The sequence below is a fragment of the Methylorubrum subtropicum genome (assembly GCF_038442325.1).
Taxonomy (GTDB): Bacteria; Pseudomonadota; Alphaproteobacteria; order Rhizobiales; family Beijerinckiaceae; genus Methylobacterium; species Methylobacterium subtropicum.
The window spans coordinates 72,651-87,787 of record NZ_JBBXMW010000013.1; the positions used below are offsets into that span (position 1 = coordinate 72,651).

Genomic DNA, 15,137 nt, shown 5'->3' on the forward strand with positions numbered 1-15,137 from the left:
CCGGTTGCCCGCGACTGCCACGCCGTCATTCGGTCGGGTAGGTGATGAACTCCATCAGCGACCCGTCCGGATCACGGAAATAGACGCTGATCCCCGCCCCCGCCGCGCCGTAGCGCTCGACCGGCCCGAGTTCGACCGGCACCCCATGCGCGGCAAGATGCGCCACCGCATCCTCGATCGAGCCCGACCAGCGGAAGCACAGGTCGCTGCCGCCGGGCATCACGGGTTTGGCCGCGCGCGGCTCGCCGATCTGGCCGGGGCCGTGGACGTTGAGCTGCACCCCGCCGAAGCGGAAGGCCACGCCACGTCCCACCGGGATCACCTCCGCGCCGAGCACGTCGCGGTAGAAGGCGGTCGCGCGGTCCCAGTCGGAGACGTGGATCACGCAATGGTCGAGATGGATCGCGGGCGCCAGCACCACGGTGTCGAGGGGGTTGTCCTCGACGGTCAGGGTCTCGGTCTCGGGCATGGCTCTCGGGCCTCGGGCGGCGCTGTCCCCTCAAGATAACGCGAGGCCGCGCCCCGGCGAGGCGTCGTTCCTGGCCCGATGCGGCCCTCCGGCCACACCCGATCGGCTCCGCTGCGGCTAGTCATGGGGCATGACGCATCCTCGACCCCCGTCCCGCGACGCCCGCAACGGAGTGGCCATGATTGCCCCTTCGACCGCCACCCGGACCCTTCTCGTCGCGCTCTGCCTCGTGCCGCTCGCAGCCTGCAAATCCTCCGGCCCCGGCCGGACGGCCGCGCTCGACGACGAATCGGCGTGGTACATCGGCATGAAGCCCGACAAGCCCTATGACGTGCCGCTGGTCGACACCGCCCGGCTCGATCCGAAGTACCGCCGCCAGGAGGTCGCCTATGCCGGCCCCGAGGCGCCGGGCACCATCGTGGTCGATATCGACAAGCGCCAGCTCGCCCTGGTGCAGGAGGGCGGCCGGGCGATCCAGTACGGCGTCGGCGTGGGCAAGCTCGGCTTCTCGTGGAAGGGCGAGGCCCGCATCGCGCGCAAGGGCGTCTGGCCCGATTGGACGCCGACCACGACGATGGTCTCGCTTCACCCGGAGATCGACCGCTCGCGCAAGGGCGGCGTCGACAATCCGCTCGGAGCCCGTGCGCTCTACCTCTACCAGGGCAACCGCGACACGCTGTTTCGCATCCACGGCACCAACGAGCCGTGGAGCATCGGCGAACAGATGTCCTCGGGCTGCGTGCGCATGCTCAACGAGGACATCGTCGATCTCTACGAGCGGGTGCCGGTGGGCACGCGGGTGCTGGTGAAGCGCGGCGGCCGGTACCGCGTCTGACGCATCGGATGTCGCTTCGGCGAAAGACGCGGCGCCATCTCCGGTTCATGGAGACGCCGGCTTGATGCGGCCGGACCGGAGACGTCACCGGCCGCGATCAGGAGAAAGTGCCCATGACCATCACGATCTCGCATCTCCAGCCGATCATCGCCATCGCCGCGGGCGTGCTGATCCTGATCGCGCCGCGGCTGCTCAACTACATCGTGGCGATCTACCTGATCGCCGTCGGCCTGATCGGGCTCGGCGTGCTGCGCCCGTTGACCTGATCCCGATCACCTGAGCCCTCGCACCCGTTCTCCGTGCGAACCCTCTGACAGACTGACCGCATCGTCACTGCGGGGTGTACGCAGTGCAAAGCTTCTTCTTGCGCTGCGGCATGAGATGGGCCACGCCCGCGGGAACGATGCGTTAGGATGCCTCCCCACGCGCCCGCTTCCGGGCTCCAGGACCCGCGCGCCGCCGGTGCAGCGGGACTACGGTCGAGAGACAACCACGCCATCCGTCGAGCGGAGAGCCTGATGACGAAATGGGTCTATTCCTTCGGTGACGGCAAGGCCGAGGGCGAGGCGTCGATGCGCAACCTCCTCGGAGGCAAGGGCGCCAACCTCGCCGAGATGTCGAACCTCGGCCTGCCGGTGCCCCCCGGCTTCACCATCACGACGGAAGTCTGCACCTACTACTACCAGCACGGCGAGACCTACCCGGCGGAGCTCCGCGACGAGGTCGGTGCCGCGCTGGAGAAGGTCGGCGCGCTGACCGGCCGCCGTTTCGGTGATGCCGACAAGCCGCTCCTCGTCTCGGTCCGCTCGGGCGCCCGCGCCTCGATGCCCGGCATGATGGACACGGTGCTCAACCTCGGCCTCAACGACGAGACCGTCGAGGCGATGGCGAAGGACGCCGACGACGAGCGCTTCGCCTACGATTCCTACCGCCGCTTCATCACGATGTACTCCAACGTCGTGCTCGGCGTGGAGCACCACGCCTTCGAGGAGGCGCTGGAGCACTACAAGGACGGCAAGGGCCTCAACCTCGACACCGATCTCAAGGCCGACGACTGGAAGCACCTCATCGGCGTCTACAAGAAGATCGTCCGCGACGAGCACGGCTCGGACTTCCCGCAGAAGCCCGAGGACCAGCTCTGGGGCGCCATCGGCGCGGTGTTCGATTCGTGGATGATCCCGCGGGCGAAGAAGTACCGCGAGCTGAACAGCATCCCCGAGAGCTGGGGCACCGCCGTCAACGTCCAGGCCATGGTGTTCGGCAACATGGGCGACACCTCCGCCACCGGCGTCGCCTTCACCCGCAACCCCTCCACCGGCGAGAGCGCGCTCTACGGCGAGTTCCTCATCAACGCCCAGGGCGAGGACGTGGTCGCAGGCATCCGCACGCCGCAGGACATCACCGAGAAGGCTCGGATCGAGGCAAAGAGCGAAAAACCTTCGATGGAGAAGGCGATGCCGGACAGCTTCGAGGAGCTGACCCGCATCTACGGGATCCTCGAAAAGCACTACCGCGACATGCAGGACATGGAGTTCACCATCGAGCGCGGTAAGCTCTGGATGCTCCAGACCCGCAACGGCAAGCGCACGGCGAAGGCGGCGCTGCGCATCGCCGTCGAACTCGCGGGCGAGGGCCTGATCTCGAAGGACGAGGCGATCAAGCGCATCGAGCCCGGCGCCCTCGACCAGCTCCTGCACCCGACCATCGATCCGAACGCCGAGCGCAAGGTCATCGCCACGGGCCTGCCCGCCTCGCCCGGCGCGGCGGTCGGCGAGATCGTGTTCAACTCGGAAGCCGCGGAAGCCGCCCGCAAGGCCGAGCGCCGCTGCATCCTCGTGCGCATCGAGACCTCGCCGGAGGACATCCACGGCATGCACGCCGCGGAAGGCATCCTGACGACGCGCGGCGGCATGACCTCCCACGCGGCGGTGGTCGCCCGCGGCATGGGCAAGCCCTGCGTCTCCGGCGTCGGCTCGATCCGCATCGACTACAAGGCGCAGACGATGACGGTCGGCGGCGTCACCCTGAAGGCGGGCGACGTCATCACCATCGACGGCTCGACCGGTCAGGTGATCCAGGGCGAGGTCAAGATGCTCCAGCCGGAGCTGTCGGGCGACTTCGCCGCGCTGATGGAATGGGCCGACGCGGTGCGCACCATGAAGGTCCGCACCAACGCCGACACCCCCGCCGACGCGCGCGCCGCCCGCAAGTTCGGCGCGGAAGGCATCGGCCTGTGCCGCACCGAGCATATGTTCTTCGAGGGCGACCGCATCGTCGCGGTGCGCGAGATGATCCTGGCCGACGACGCCGAGGGTCGCCGCGCGGCGCTGGCCAAGCTCCTGCCCTACCAGCGCCAGGACTTCGTCGAGCTGTTCACGATCATGTCGGGCCTGCCCGTCACGATCCGCCTGCTCGATCCGCCGCTGCACGAGTTCCTGCCCCACACCGACGAGGAGGTGCAGGAGGTCGTCTCGGCGACCGGCGTCAGCGAGGACAAGATCCGCCACCGCACCCGCGAGCTGTCCGAGCACAACCCGATGCTCGGCTTCCGCGGCTGCCGCCTCGCCATCGCCTTCCCCGAGATCGCCGAGATGCAGGCGCGCGCGATCTTCGAGGCCGCGGTGCAGGCCGCCAAGGACACCGGCGCCTCGGTGACCCCGGAGGTGATGGTGCCGCTGGTCTTCACCCGGATGGAGTTCGACATCGTCAAGGCGCGCATCGACGCCATGGCGAAGGCCGTCACGGAGGAGACCGGCGCCAGCTTCGAGTATCAGGTCGGCACCATGATCGAGCTGCCGCGCGCGGCGCTCAAGGCCGGCGAGATCGCCGAGACCGCGGAGTTCTTCTCCTTCGGCACCAACGACCTGACCCAGACCGCCCTCGGCATCTCGCGGGACGACGCCGCGACCTTCCTCGGGCCCTACACCCAGAAGGGGATTCTCGCCGTCGATCCGTTCGTGTCGATCGACCGCGAGGGCGTGGGCGAACTCGTCAAGATCGCGACCGAGCGCGGTCGCGCGCAGCGGGCCGACATCAAGCTCGGCATCTGCGGCGAGCACGGCGGCGACCCGGCCTCCATCGGCTTCTGCCAGGAAGTCGGCCTCGACTACGTGTCGTGCTCGCCCTTCCGCGTGCCGATCGCCCGTCTCGCCGCCGCGCAGTCGGCGCTCGGCAAGAGCGATTGATCGGATCGGCGCCGTAAGGCTTCGAACGTCGTGACGGAAAAGGGCGGTCGCTTCGTGCGGTCGCCCTTCTCTTTTGCGTATCGTGCCGAGGTTGCTCGCCTTGGATTTCACCCCGCACCGTCATTGCGAGGCGGAGCCGAAGCAATCCAGAGCGCCACGTTGCCGGATGAGACGAAACGGCTTTGGTCGTCCCGTCATCGACGGCACGCGCCATTCTGAGGCTGCGGAGCGCTGGATTGCTTCGGCTTCGCCTCGCAATGACGGTGAGACCGAACGGGAGACCGCCCTCTCCGCCCCGGCCCAAGCTACGCAATAATTTTGCGGATGACGGCGTGAACCCGTGTCGTGCTGGCGCGTTCAATGCTAGCGGGAGTCTGAGCGCGGGAGCGCCGGCCTGTCGTAAGGTCCGGGTCTTCGCGGGACTTGCCACATGCCCAATCCCGACACCTCCATCGCCCTCCTCGATGCCGGCGCCGTCGCGCCGGAGCCGCGGGCCATGCAGCACGCCTATCTCTGGATTCTCGCGAGCCTGACCACGGCGGTCGGGCTCCTGGGGCTGGCCTACGCCCTGTCCCAGCACAGCGAGCGCGAGGCGGGCCGGATGATCATCGCCTCGCAGGGCGGGGCCGGCTACTTCGCCGTCGTCGTCAACGGGCTGGCCGTCCACCACGGCCGCCCGCATCGTTGAGGCGAGTTACGCCTTAACCGTCCGGCAACCACGTTCGCACTTAAACTCGCGCCCATGAGGAACGGGAGCCGTCGCCTGCGCTAGGCTGCGATCCCCGGGCCATCGTTCAGCGTGGGATGTCGGCGTTGCGTGCGAGTCGCGTTCGAGGGCTGGGATTGGGGCCGCGCTTCATCGTCTCGGCCGTGGTGCCGTGGATGCTGGCGAGCGGCCTGCTGATCTCCTTCACGGCGACCGCCGGCACCGACGCGACGCTGTCGCCGGAGCGCCTGTTCGAGCGCGAGGTCGCGACCACGGGCGCCATCGCGTCGGGCTGGAACGCCGACATGATCGCCGCCGGCATCGTCGCCACGCCGGATTCCCCCCACGACGAGCCCGACGACGGCAGCCTGCCCGCGCTCGCCGAATCCGACGGCTCGACCCCGGCGGTGCCGCGCGCCGTCGCCCTCTCCTCGGTGACACCCGCGCCCGCCGACGCGACGCCGATCGAGGTCGCCGCGGCCAGCCTCGTCCTGCCGGGCTTCTCGCCGCGCCTCGACCGCGCCCCGGCGCCGGGCGAGCCCGAGATGGACATCGCCTCGCCCGAAGCCAAGCACCGCTACGCCGACCTGATCGCCCCCGAGGCGATGGACAAGGAGCAGCGCTGCCTCGCCGAGGCCGTCTATTTCGAGGCCCGCAGCGAGCCGGAGGAGGGTCAGGCAGCGGTCGCCCAGGTGGTGCTCAACCGCGCCAAGAGCGGGCTCTACCCGTCGAGCGTTTGCGGCGTGGTCTACCAGAACCGGCACCGCTTCATGGGCTGCCAGTTCTCCTTCGCCTGCGAGGGCAAGTCGCTGCGCATCACTGATGCCGGCTCGTGGCAGACCGCCACCCGCATCGCCAGCGCGGTGATCGAGGGCCGCACCTATCTCAGCGAGGTCGGCGGCGCGACGCACTACCACGCCGATTACGTGAAGCCCGGCTGGTCCCGCCGCCTCAAGCGCAAGGACATGATCGGCCGGCATATCTTCTATCAGCTGAAGCCGAACCAGACCTGAGCCAACGCACCGCTCAGCCCTCCCCCCTCCGCGGGGGAGGGTGGGCCCCCGAAGGGGGTCGGGAGAGGGGAGCGACGCGTCCGCTTGGCCGCGCTCGACCAGCCATCTTCGGAAGCGTTGTCCCCTCTCCCGCCTCGCATCCGCGAGGCACCCTCCCCCGCGGAGGGGGGAGGGTTAGCCGACCGGCGCTACGTCACGACGCTCGGCTCGGCCCGCCCCGTGATCCCTTCGATATCCGCCAACTCCCGCGCCACGGCGACGACCGGGGCCAGCACCTCGGCCACCGGCTGCTCCAGCCGCGCGGGGTCGCTCTCGTAGCGCTCGATATAGACCCGCAACGTCGCCCCCGCCGTGCCGGTGCCGGAGAGCCGGTAGACGATGCGGGCGTCCTCCGCGAAGGTGATGCGCACGCCCTGCGCCTCGGTGACCGAACCGTCGACCGGATCGACGTAGCGGAAGTCGTCGGCCTCGCTCACCGTCATCCCGCCGATGGTCGTGTCCGGCAGGCTCGCGACCTTGGCGCGCAGGCCTTCCATCAGCCGCTTGGCGGCGTCGGAATCGATCTCCTCGTAGTCGTGGCGGGTATAGTAGTCGCGGCCGAACTCGGCCCAGTGCGCCCGCACCAGATCCTGCGCCGGCTTGCCCGTCGCGGCCAGGATGTTGAGCCAGAGCAGCACCGCCCAGAGCCCGTCCTTCTCGCGCACGTGGTTCGAGCCGGTGCCCGCGCTCTCCTCGCCGCAGAGCGTGATGCGGCCGGCATCCAAGAGGTTGCCGAAGAACTTCCAGCCGGTCGGAGTCTCGAACGCCTCGATCCCGAGCTTTTGTGCCACGCGGTCGGTGGCGCGGCTCGTCGGCATGGAGCGGGCGACGCCCGAGAGGCCGCCCGCGTAGCCCGGCGCCCGGTGGGCGTGGGCGGCCAGGATCGCGAGGCTGTCGCTCGGCGTCACGAACAGGCCCGGCGCCACGATCATGTTGCGGTCCCCGTCGCCGTCCGAGGCCGCGCCGAAATCCGGCGCGTCGGGGCCGTGCATGAGGTCGAACAGCTCGTGGGCGTGGACCGGGTTCGGATCGGGATGGTGGCCGCCGAAATCGGGCTTGGGCTCGCCGTTCACCACCGTGCCGGGCGCGGCGCCGAGCGTGTCCTCCAGGATCGCCTTGGCGTAGGGGCCGGTGATCGCCGAGAGCGCGTCGAAGCGCATGCGGAAGCCCGAGGCGAACAGTTTCGTCAGCGCCTCGAAGTCGAACAGCGAGCGCATCAGCTCGGCGTAGTCGGCGACCGGATCGATGATCTCGACGCTCATGCCGTCGATCTCATGCGTCCCGGTGGTGCCGAGATCGAGGTCGGGTGCGTCGGCGATGCGGTATTCCGAGATCGTCTTGGTGCGCTCGAAGATCGCGCCGGTGACGCTTTCGGGAGCCGGGCCGCCGTTGGCACCGTTGTACTTGATGCCGAAATCGCCCTCCGGCCCGCCGGGATTGTGGCTCGCCGAGAGCACGATGCCGCCGATCGCCCCGTGCTTGCGGATGACGCAGGAGGCGGCGGGGGTCGAGAGCAGGCCGTCGCGGCCCACCAGCACCCGGCCGAGCCCGTTGGCGGCGGCCATCTTGATGGCGATCTGCACCACCTCGCGGTTGAAGAAGCGCCCGTCGCCGCCGATCACCAGGGTGGCGCCCTCGCGCTCGGGAATGCAGTCGAGGATCGCCTGGACGAAGTTCTCGACGTAATGCGGCTGGCGGAACACCGGCACCTTCTTGCGCAGGCCCGAGGTGCCGGGCTTCTGGTCCGGGAAGGGGGTCGTGGTGACCTGCTTGGCAGCCATGCTGACTTGGTCCTCAGATTCGCTGCGCATGTCCTAGCGCAGTTTTGCGCCGCAGCGAGGCCGGCGACGCCGATTTCCCCGCCCGGATCGCGTCATTCTTCATGGCCGGAGCGGACGCGGATCACCGCCGGGTTCTCGCGCAGGCGCCGGGCCACCGCCTCGACGCCGGCGCGCGGCAGGCGGGCGAAGGTGATCGTCACGTCCTCCAGCCCCGGCTCCGCGCCGGGCCGCACCACAAATTGCCGGATGCGCGAGGCGCGCTCGCCGGTCAGCTCGGGCAGCGCGTCGATGGCGAGGCTGCCGGCCTTGACCGTCAGATCGATCTCGCAAGGGCGCATCCGGTCGTGCCACCGCTCCTCGATCGGCTTCACCCCGGCCAGGATGCCGACGACGAGGCCCGTGGCGGCGAGCGCCGGCACGTAGAGCCCGCCGCCGACCGCGAGTCCGATCGCCGCCACCGCCCACAGGCTCGCCGCGGTGGTCAACCCCTTCACCGCCTCGCCGCGCAGGAGGATGGTGCCGGCCCCGAGGAAGCCGATGCCGGAGACGACGCCGGCCGCCACCCGCGAGGGGTCGAGCTGCACGTTCCGCTCGCCCAGCACGTCGGCGAAGCCGAAGGCCGAGACCAGCATGAACAGGCAGGCGCCGACGCAGACCAGCATGTGCGTGCGCAGGCCCGCCGCCCAGAGCAGCCGCTCGCGCTCGAACCCGATCACGCTGCCCATGGCCCCGGCCAGCAGCAGCCGCGCCACCATCTCCGTGTTGCCGAGCATGGCGTCTCCTCGAAGACATCGTTGATGGAAACTCTGCGCCCGTCCGCCGGTAGCGTGCAACCGACACACACCCGTCATTCCGGGGCGCGAAGCGAACCCGGAATCCACAACTGGCCGCGACGGTTCGACTTCAGCCGGGCCTCCCGCATCACGGGTGGATTCCGGGTTCCGCTGCGCGGCCCCGGAATGACGGCTGTAGGTTTCGATAGGCCCCCGCGCATGCCTCGCCTGCCTTGACGCCCCAAACCCCGCGGGTCCAATGCGGCGCGACTTTCGGAAAAGAATCGCCCAAGGGCTGCCGATGCCGCCGCTCCTCGCCCTGCCCTTTCCGGCCATCGATCCCGTCGCGGTCTCGCTCGGGCCGATCGAGATCAAGTGGTACGCGCTGTCCTACATCGCCGGGCTGATCGGCGGCTGGTTCTACGCGCGCCGGCTGGTGCTGGCGGATACGCTGTGGGGCGCCGTCAAGCGCCCGAGCCAGACCGATCTCGACGACCTCGTCGTCTGGGTGGCGCTCGGCGTCGTGCTCGGCGGGCGCATCGGCTACGTGCTGTTCTACAACTTGCCGCTCTATCTCGATCAGCCGATGGAGATCCTGGCGATCCGCAACGGCGGCATGTCGTTCCACGGCGGCTTCCTCGGTGCGGTGCTGGCGATGCTGGTGTTCGCCCGCGCCCGCGGCCTCGGCGGCCTGACGCTGCTCGACATCTCCGCCGTGGTGGTGCCGATCGGCCTGTTCTTCGGCCGCATCGCCAACTTCGTGAACGGCGAGCTGTGGGGCCGGCCCGCGCCGGACTTCCCCTACGCCGTGGTCTTCCCCACCGGGGGCGACGTGCCGCGCTATCCGAGCCAGCTGTTCGAGGCCGCGACCGAGGGGCTGCTGCTGTTCGTCGTCATGGCGTTCGCCGTGCGCCGCTTCGGCTTCCGCCGGCCGGGGCTGCTCGGCGGCATCTTCGTCCTCGGCTACGCGCTGACCCGGACCTTCTGCGAGTTCTTCCGCGAGCCGGACCGACAACTCGGCTTCCTGTTCGGGCAGGACGTGAACGCGCTCGGCGGCGGCATCACCATGGGGATGCTGCTCTGCGTGCCGATGGCGCTGGTCGGGATCGCCGCCATCGTGCTCGCCGCCCGCGGGGTGACGCGGCCCCGGCGCGAGGGGCCGGAGATCCGGGCCGAGGCCGGGCAGATCTGAGCGTGACGCCGCTCCACGCGATCCTCGCGCGCACGATCCGTACCGACGGGCCGATCGGCCTCGACCGCTACATGGCGCTCTGCCTGAGCCATCCGGCCCACGGCTACTACGCCACCCGCGATCCGCTGGGCGCGCGGGGCGACTTCGTCACCGCGCCGGAGATCAGCCAGATGTTCGGCGAGCTGGTCGGCGCCTGGGCCGCCGCCCTGCTCGCGGGATTTTCCAGCTCTACAAAACCCTGCCTCGTCGAGTTGGGGCCGGGGCGCGGCACGCTGATGCGCGACGCGCTGCGGGCCCTGCGGGCGGCGGGCGCGGATTTCGATCTCCACCTCGTCGAGACCAGCCCGGTCCTGCGCGCGCTCCAGGCCGAGCGCCTCGCCGACGCGCGCCCGACGTTTCATGACAGCGTGGCGAGCCTGCCCGAGGCGCCGCTCCTCGTCGTCGCCAACGAGTTCTTCGATGCGCTCCCCGCCCGCCAGTTCGTGCGCACGCCCCGCGGCTGGTGCGAGCGCCGGGTGGGCCTCGGCGAGGAGGGCGCGCTGGCATTCGGCCTCGACCCGGAGCCCGATCCGCAACTCACAGCGGAGGCGCCGGACGGCGCCGTGCTCACCGTGCCGAGCGCGGCGCTTGCCACGATGCGCGACCTCGCCCGCCGCCTCGTGCGCGACGGCGGCGCGCTGCTCGCCATCGATTACGGCCACGCGGAGGCAGGCTTCGGCGACACGCTGCAGGCGGTGGAGGGCCACGCCTTCGCCGATCCGCTGGCGCGGCCGGGCGAGGCCGACCTCACCGTCCATGTCGACTTTTCCGCGCTCGCGCGGGCCGCGACGGCGGAGGGCGCGGCGGTCCACGGCCCGGTGCCGCAGCGCGACTTCCTCCTCGCTCTCGGTCTTGAGGCCCGCGCCGCCCGGCTCAAGGCCCGCGCCGACGCTTCCCAGGCGGCGGCGATCGACGCGGCGGTCACCCGCCTGACCGATCCGAGCCCGCGCGGCATGGGCGCCCTGTTCAAGGTGCTCGGCGTGAGCCACCCGGCCTTCACGGCGCTGCCCGCCCTCCCCTCCGTCTGAGATCGCGAGCCCCCATGGTCATCGAAGCCCCCGAACTCGCCGCGCTGCCCGGCCTGCGCCACGCCTTCTTCACCCGCGAGGGCGGCGTGTCGGAGGGGCTGTATGCGTCGCTCAACGGCGGCCTCGGCTCGAACGATGCGCCCGACAACGTCGCCGAGAACCGGGCCCGGATGACCCGGCATCTCGATCTGCCCTCGGAAAAAAACCTCGTCAGCCTGTATCAGGTGCATTCCGCCGACGTGGTGACGGTCGAGGCGCCCTTCGCCGAGCGCCCGAAGGCCGACGCGATGGTGACGCGGGTGCCGGGTCTGGCGCTCGGCATCGCCACGGCCGATTGCGGGCCGATCCTGTTCGCCGATTCCGAGAACCGCGTCGTCGGTGCGGCCCATGCCGGCTGGAAGGGCGCGCTCGGCGGCGTCGCCGAGGCGACTGTGGCGGCGATGGAGGGCCTGGGCGCGACCCGAAAGAGCATCGTGGCGGTGCTCGGCCCGACGATCTCGCAGGCCAACTACGAGGTGGGCGCGGATTTCGTCACCCGCTTCCGCGCCGAGGTGCCGGGCTCCGAAAGATTCTTCGCGGAGGGCCGCGAGGGCCACGCGCAGTTCGATCTGCCGGCCTTCATCCTGGCCTGCCTCGCCGAGGCCGGCATCGGCCGTGCGACGGCGCTCGGGCTTTGCACCTATGCCGACGCGGAGCGCTTCTACAGCTTCCGTCGCACCACTCACCGGAGCGAGCCGGATTACGGCCGCCTGATCTCCGCGATCACCCTGACCTAAAGCTCTGTCGTAACGCAGCTTTTTCCGAAATTCGGTCGCACCGTCCTTCCCGCGTGAGCCGACCTTCATCGTCCACACCGATGCCCAAAAACCACACCGCCTCCCGGGGGGGGCGTTGCGGCCAGGCTTTTGTGCGGTGCCGCACGTGCTTTTCGTCGGCGGCGGCGTAATTCCGTCGGGTCACGGATCGCCGCGGCCAGTGGGCTGCGACAATCCGTCATCAAGCGACACCGAAAAAAGCTTGGCCGTGAATGAACCTTGGCCATTCGGCGGCGTTTGATGATCGAACGGACAGGCAGAAAACGATCTTCGCCACAAAGGGGCCGCCTTCGGGACGGTCGGCGTGATCGAGCCGCAACAGTATCTTTCGAGATGCTGGAATAGATACGGGGCACCGTGCCGCTGAGCTTCCAAGAAGCCTCGGCACAGTCAAAAAGGACCAGAGTGATGCAAGCACTTCTTCGCGCCGGTACGGCTCTCGCCGGCATCGTCGTCGCCGGTTCGGCGCTCGCCGCCGACCTTCCGCGCCGCGCCGCCCCGCCGCCGGTCTTCACGCCGGTTCCGGTCTTCACGTGGACGGGCTTCTACGCCGGTTTCAACGCCGGTTACGGCTTCGGCACCAACGACGACCGTCGCGATCCGACCGTGGTCGGCGTCAACGGCGCCTCCGGCCTCGTGGCCCCCGGCACCGCCGCCGCGATCGCCTTCAGCAACGGCCGCAACTCCACCGAGGGCTTCGTCGGCGGTGGTCAGATCGGCTACAACTACCAGTTCACGCCGGGCTCGGGCATCGTCGTCGGTATCGAGGCCGACGCCCAGTACGTCGATTTCGGCCGTGACCGTAACCGCTTCGCCGTCGCTCCGGGTTCGGCTGCCTTCCTGGCCGGCACCCAGATCTTCAACCCGAACGGCGTCACGGGCCTCGACTACTTCGGCACCGTCCGCGGTCGTCTCGGCTACGCCTTCGATCGCACCCTCGTGTACGGCACCGGCGGCTTCGCCTACGGCGCCGGCGGCGGCCGCGACTTCGGCCTGCCGAGCGGCTCCAGCGACGACTTCAAGACCGGCTACGCCGTTGGCGGCGGTATCGAGTACGCTCTCCCGACCGACTCGTTCCTGAACTTCTTCCGCTCCTCGGCCGTGACGCTGAAGGTGGAAGGCCTGTACGTGAACCTCGATCGCGGCAACCGCACTACCGGCGCCTTCGGTGCGACCCCGGCCGGCAACCTCGTCTACACGAACAGCCCGGGCGTGGTCCTCGTGAGCGGCGGCGCCGCCCGCGAGCGCGACACCGAGTTCGCCGTCGTCCGCGCCGGCATCAACTACAAGTTCGGCTCGTACTAAGCCGAACACGGCAGCGGCCCTCGCCCGAGGGCCGCTTCCACAGAATGCCCGAAGAAGCCCGGTGCCCCCAGCGCCGGGCTTTTTTCGTGCTCGCGCGGGTTTGAGCGGGTCGGAATCGCCCTCTCGTTCGTTCATGGCACAGAGGCGGCTCGTCCCGCGCGCGTCCGCTCGCGGATGCGGCGCGGGGAAAGGGCGGCCTCTCGTCCGGCTCTTACATTAGCTCGGCCGCTTCCCATCTCATCGGCATCGCACGGTGGACGACAGCGCCGGCGCCCAGGAGGACAACTCCATGAACAGCGAAGAACGCGACATCATCAACGGCATCTTCCAGCGGCTCGAACAGGCATCCGGCCAGCCCCGCGATGCCGATGCCGAGCGCTTCATCGCCGAGAAACTGCGGGCCCAGCCCTACGCGCCCTACGCCATGGCGCAGCTGGTCTACGTGCAGGAGGAGGCGATCAAGAGCCTCAACCAGCAGCTCGAACAGGCCCGCCAGCAGCAGGCGCAGCCGCAATCGTCGGGCGGCGGCGGCTTCCTGTCGAGCATCTTCGGCGGCAGCAGCAGCCGTCAGGAGCCGCAGCGTTCGTCCGGCCAGGGCTGGGGCCAGCAGCCTCCGGGCTACGGCCAGCAGCAGCCCGGTTACGGGCAGCAGCCGGGCTACGGCCAGCAGGGCGGCTATCCTCCGCAAGGCGGCCCGCAGGGTGGTCCGTGGGGCGGCCAGCCGGGCTACGGCCAGCAGCAGCCGGCCCGCGGCGGCGGCTTCCTGGCCACCGCGCTGCCGATGGCCGCGGGCGCGGCGGGCGGCATGCTGCTCGGCAGCGCGCTCTCCAACGCCTTTGCCGGCGGCCATTCGAGCCTCGGCAGCGCCTCGGCGGCCGGCCTGACCGGCGGCGGCGACACCATCGTCGAGAACAACTACTTCGGCGGCCAGGGCGGCGGCGACCAGGATCTCGGCTCGGCGCTGGGCGGCGGTGACGGCGGCTTCCAGAGCGCCGGCTTCGGCGGCGGCGACACCGGCGGCGATTTCGGGGGCGACCTCGGCGACGGCGGCGACGACGACTGGGCCTGATCCTTCAAGGCTCGAAACGAAAGAGCCCGGCGCCGCGAGGCGCCGGGCTTCCTTTTTGCCGCGTGACGAGGGTCAGAGCACCTCGACCCGCGTCCCGACCGGGGTGCGCTCGTAGAGGTCGATCACGTCCTCGTTCATCATGCGGATGCAGCCGGACGAGACGTTCTGGCCGATCGTGTGCGGCTCGTTGGTGCCGTGGATGCGGTAGAGCGAGGTGCCGAGATAGAGCGCCCGCGCGCCGAGCGGGTTGCCGGGGCCGCCCTCCATGTGCCGCGGCAGGTCGGGGCGGCGCGCCAGCATCTCGGCGGGCGGGGTCCAATCCGGCCATTCGCGCTTGTTGGTGATCGCCTTCACGCCGGTCCACACGAATCCCGGCCGCCCGACGCCGATGCCGTAGCGGATCGCTTGGCCCCCGGGCTGGATCAGGAACAGGTGCTTGGCGTTCGTGTCGATGACGATGCTCCCCGGCTTGCCCGGCCCGTCATAGGCGACGACCTGACGGGCGAAGCGCGGATCGACCGCGCGGGCGATGCCGGCTTCCTCCGCCTGGGGCTGCGACGGCAGCGCGGCCATGCGGGTGCGCGGCTCGGGCCGCGGGGCCTGATAGGTCTGGCGCTGCGGGAGCCCGCCGTAGCCGTCCACGGCCGGATGCCGCGACTGGCCGTAAGAACCCCCTTGGGCGCTGCCCGTCATCAGGAACTCGATGAAGCCGCCGCCGTACTGGCCCGGCCGCACCTGTGCCTGGGCCATGGCCGGCTCCGCTCCCAGCATCGCGAGGCTCAAGAGCGCCCCGCCCAACCCGAACCGCATCGTCCCGCTCCCCGGCTTGCCCCTCGTGTGACGCGAGGGTCCGGCACTGCGGCTGGCGGGCGATGAACGAAGATGGTG

General features: G+C 70.1%; 14 protein-coding genes. 10 read left to right on the forward strand and 4 right to left on the reverse strand.

What is annotated here, in order from left to right:
* Positions 1-25: 25 nt before the first annotated feature.
* A complete protein-coding gene (locus tag AAHG03_RS18015) occupies positions 26-469 on the reverse strand; it encodes a VOC family protein (RefSeq protein ID WP_342152141.1) in 444 nt (147 codons plus the stop codon).
* Positions 470-647: 178 nt separating this feature from the next.
* Here AAHG03_RS18015 and AAHG03_RS18020 point away from each other — a divergent pair, with 178 nt between their 5' ends.
* The 5 genes from AAHG03_RS18020 (at position 648) to AAHG03_RS18040 (ending at position 6,208) form a co-directional block, all read left to right on the forward strand.
* Entirely contained in the window at positions 648-1,304 is a 657-nt protein-coding gene (locus tag AAHG03_RS18020) for a L,D-transpeptidase (RefSeq protein WP_342152143.1), read from the forward strand.
* A gap of 113 nt (positions 1,305-1,417) precedes the next feature.
* Positions 1,418-1,570, forward strand: a complete 153-nt coding sequence (locus AAHG03_RS18025; RefSeq protein WP_342152145.1) for a DUF3096 domain-containing protein — start codon at positions 1,418-1,420, stop codon at positions 1,568-1,570.
* 252 nt (positions 1,571-1,822) lie between these two features.
* Complete coding sequence (ppdK, locus tag AAHG03_RS18030; protein ID WP_342152146.1) at positions 1,823-4,489, forward strand: pyruvate, phosphate dikinase; 2,667 nt, start codon at positions 1,823-1,825, stop codon at positions 4,487-4,489.
* A 430-nt stretch (positions 4,490-4,919) separates the two neighbouring features.
* Complete coding sequence (locus tag AAHG03_RS18035) at positions 4,920-5,177, forward strand: hypothetical protein (protein WP_342152147.1); 258 nt, start codon at positions 4,920-4,922, stop codon at positions 5,175-5,177.
* A gap of 125 nt (positions 5,178-5,302) precedes the next feature.
* Positions 5,303-6,208 carry a cell wall hydrolase gene (locus tag AAHG03_RS18040; RefSeq protein WP_342152148.1) on the forward strand — a complete coding sequence of 302 codons (906 nt, stop codon included), beginning with the start codon at positions 5,303-5,305 and terminating at the stop codon, positions 6,206-6,208.
* A 188-nt stretch (positions 6,209-6,396) separates the two neighbouring features.
* On the opposite strand, the gene AAHG03_RS18045 is transcribed toward AAHG03_RS18040, so the two are convergent.
* Positions 6,397-8,028, reverse strand: coding sequence for an alpha-D-glucose phosphate-specific phosphoglucomutase (locus AAHG03_RS18045; protein ID WP_342152150.1), 1,632 nt, complete (start codon positions 8,026-8,028; stop codon positions 6,397-6,399).
* A 92-nt stretch (positions 8,029-8,120) separates the two neighbouring features.
* Positions 8,121-8,801, reverse strand: coding sequence for an MgtC/SapB family protein (locus tag AAHG03_RS18050; RefSeq protein ID WP_342152151.1), 681 nt, complete (start codon positions 8,799-8,801; stop codon positions 8,121-8,123).
* Between the two features lie 301 nt (positions 8,802-9,102).
* Between AAHG03_RS18050 and lgt the strand changes: the two genes are divergently transcribed.
* The 5 genes from lgt (at position 9,103) to AAHG03_RS18075 (ending at position 14,249) form a co-directional block, all read left to right on the forward strand.
* On the forward strand, positions 9,103-9,993 hold the full coding sequence (gene lgt, locus AAHG03_RS18055; RefSeq protein ID WP_342152152.1) for a prolipoprotein diacylglyceryl transferase: 891 nt from the start codon (positions 9,103-9,105) through the stop codon (positions 9,991-9,993).
* A 2-nt stretch (positions 9,994-9,995) separates the two neighbouring features.
* Entirely contained in the window at positions 9,996-11,060 is a 1,065-nt protein-coding gene (locus AAHG03_RS18060) for a class I SAM-dependent methyltransferase (protein WP_342152154.1), read from the forward strand.
* Positions 11,061-11,074: 14 nt separating this feature from the next.
* Positions 11,075-11,836: a peptidoglycan editing factor PgeF gene (gene pgeF / locus AAHG03_RS18065; RefSeq protein ID WP_342152156.1), complete on the forward strand. Its 762-nt coding sequence runs from the start codon at positions 11,075-11,077 to the stop codon at positions 11,834-11,836.
* A 447-nt stretch (positions 11,837-12,283) separates the two neighbouring features.
* A complete protein-coding gene (locus AAHG03_RS18070) occupies positions 12,284-13,180 on the forward strand; it encodes an outer membrane protein (protein ID WP_342152158.1) in 897 nt (298 codons plus the stop codon).
* Between the two features lie 289 nt (positions 13,181-13,469).
* On the forward strand, positions 13,470-14,249 hold the full coding sequence (locus AAHG03_RS18075; protein WP_342152160.1) for a DUF2076 domain-containing protein: 780 nt from the start codon (positions 13,470-13,472) through the stop codon (positions 14,247-14,249).
* Positions 14,250-14,321: 72 nt separating this feature from the next.
* On the opposite strand, the gene AAHG03_RS18080 is transcribed toward AAHG03_RS18075, so the two are convergent.
* Complete coding sequence (locus tag AAHG03_RS18080) at positions 14,322-15,059, reverse strand: L,D-transpeptidase (RefSeq protein WP_342152162.1); 738 nt, start codon at positions 15,057-15,059, stop codon at positions 14,322-14,324.
* Positions 15,060-15,137: the final 78 nt, after the last annotated feature.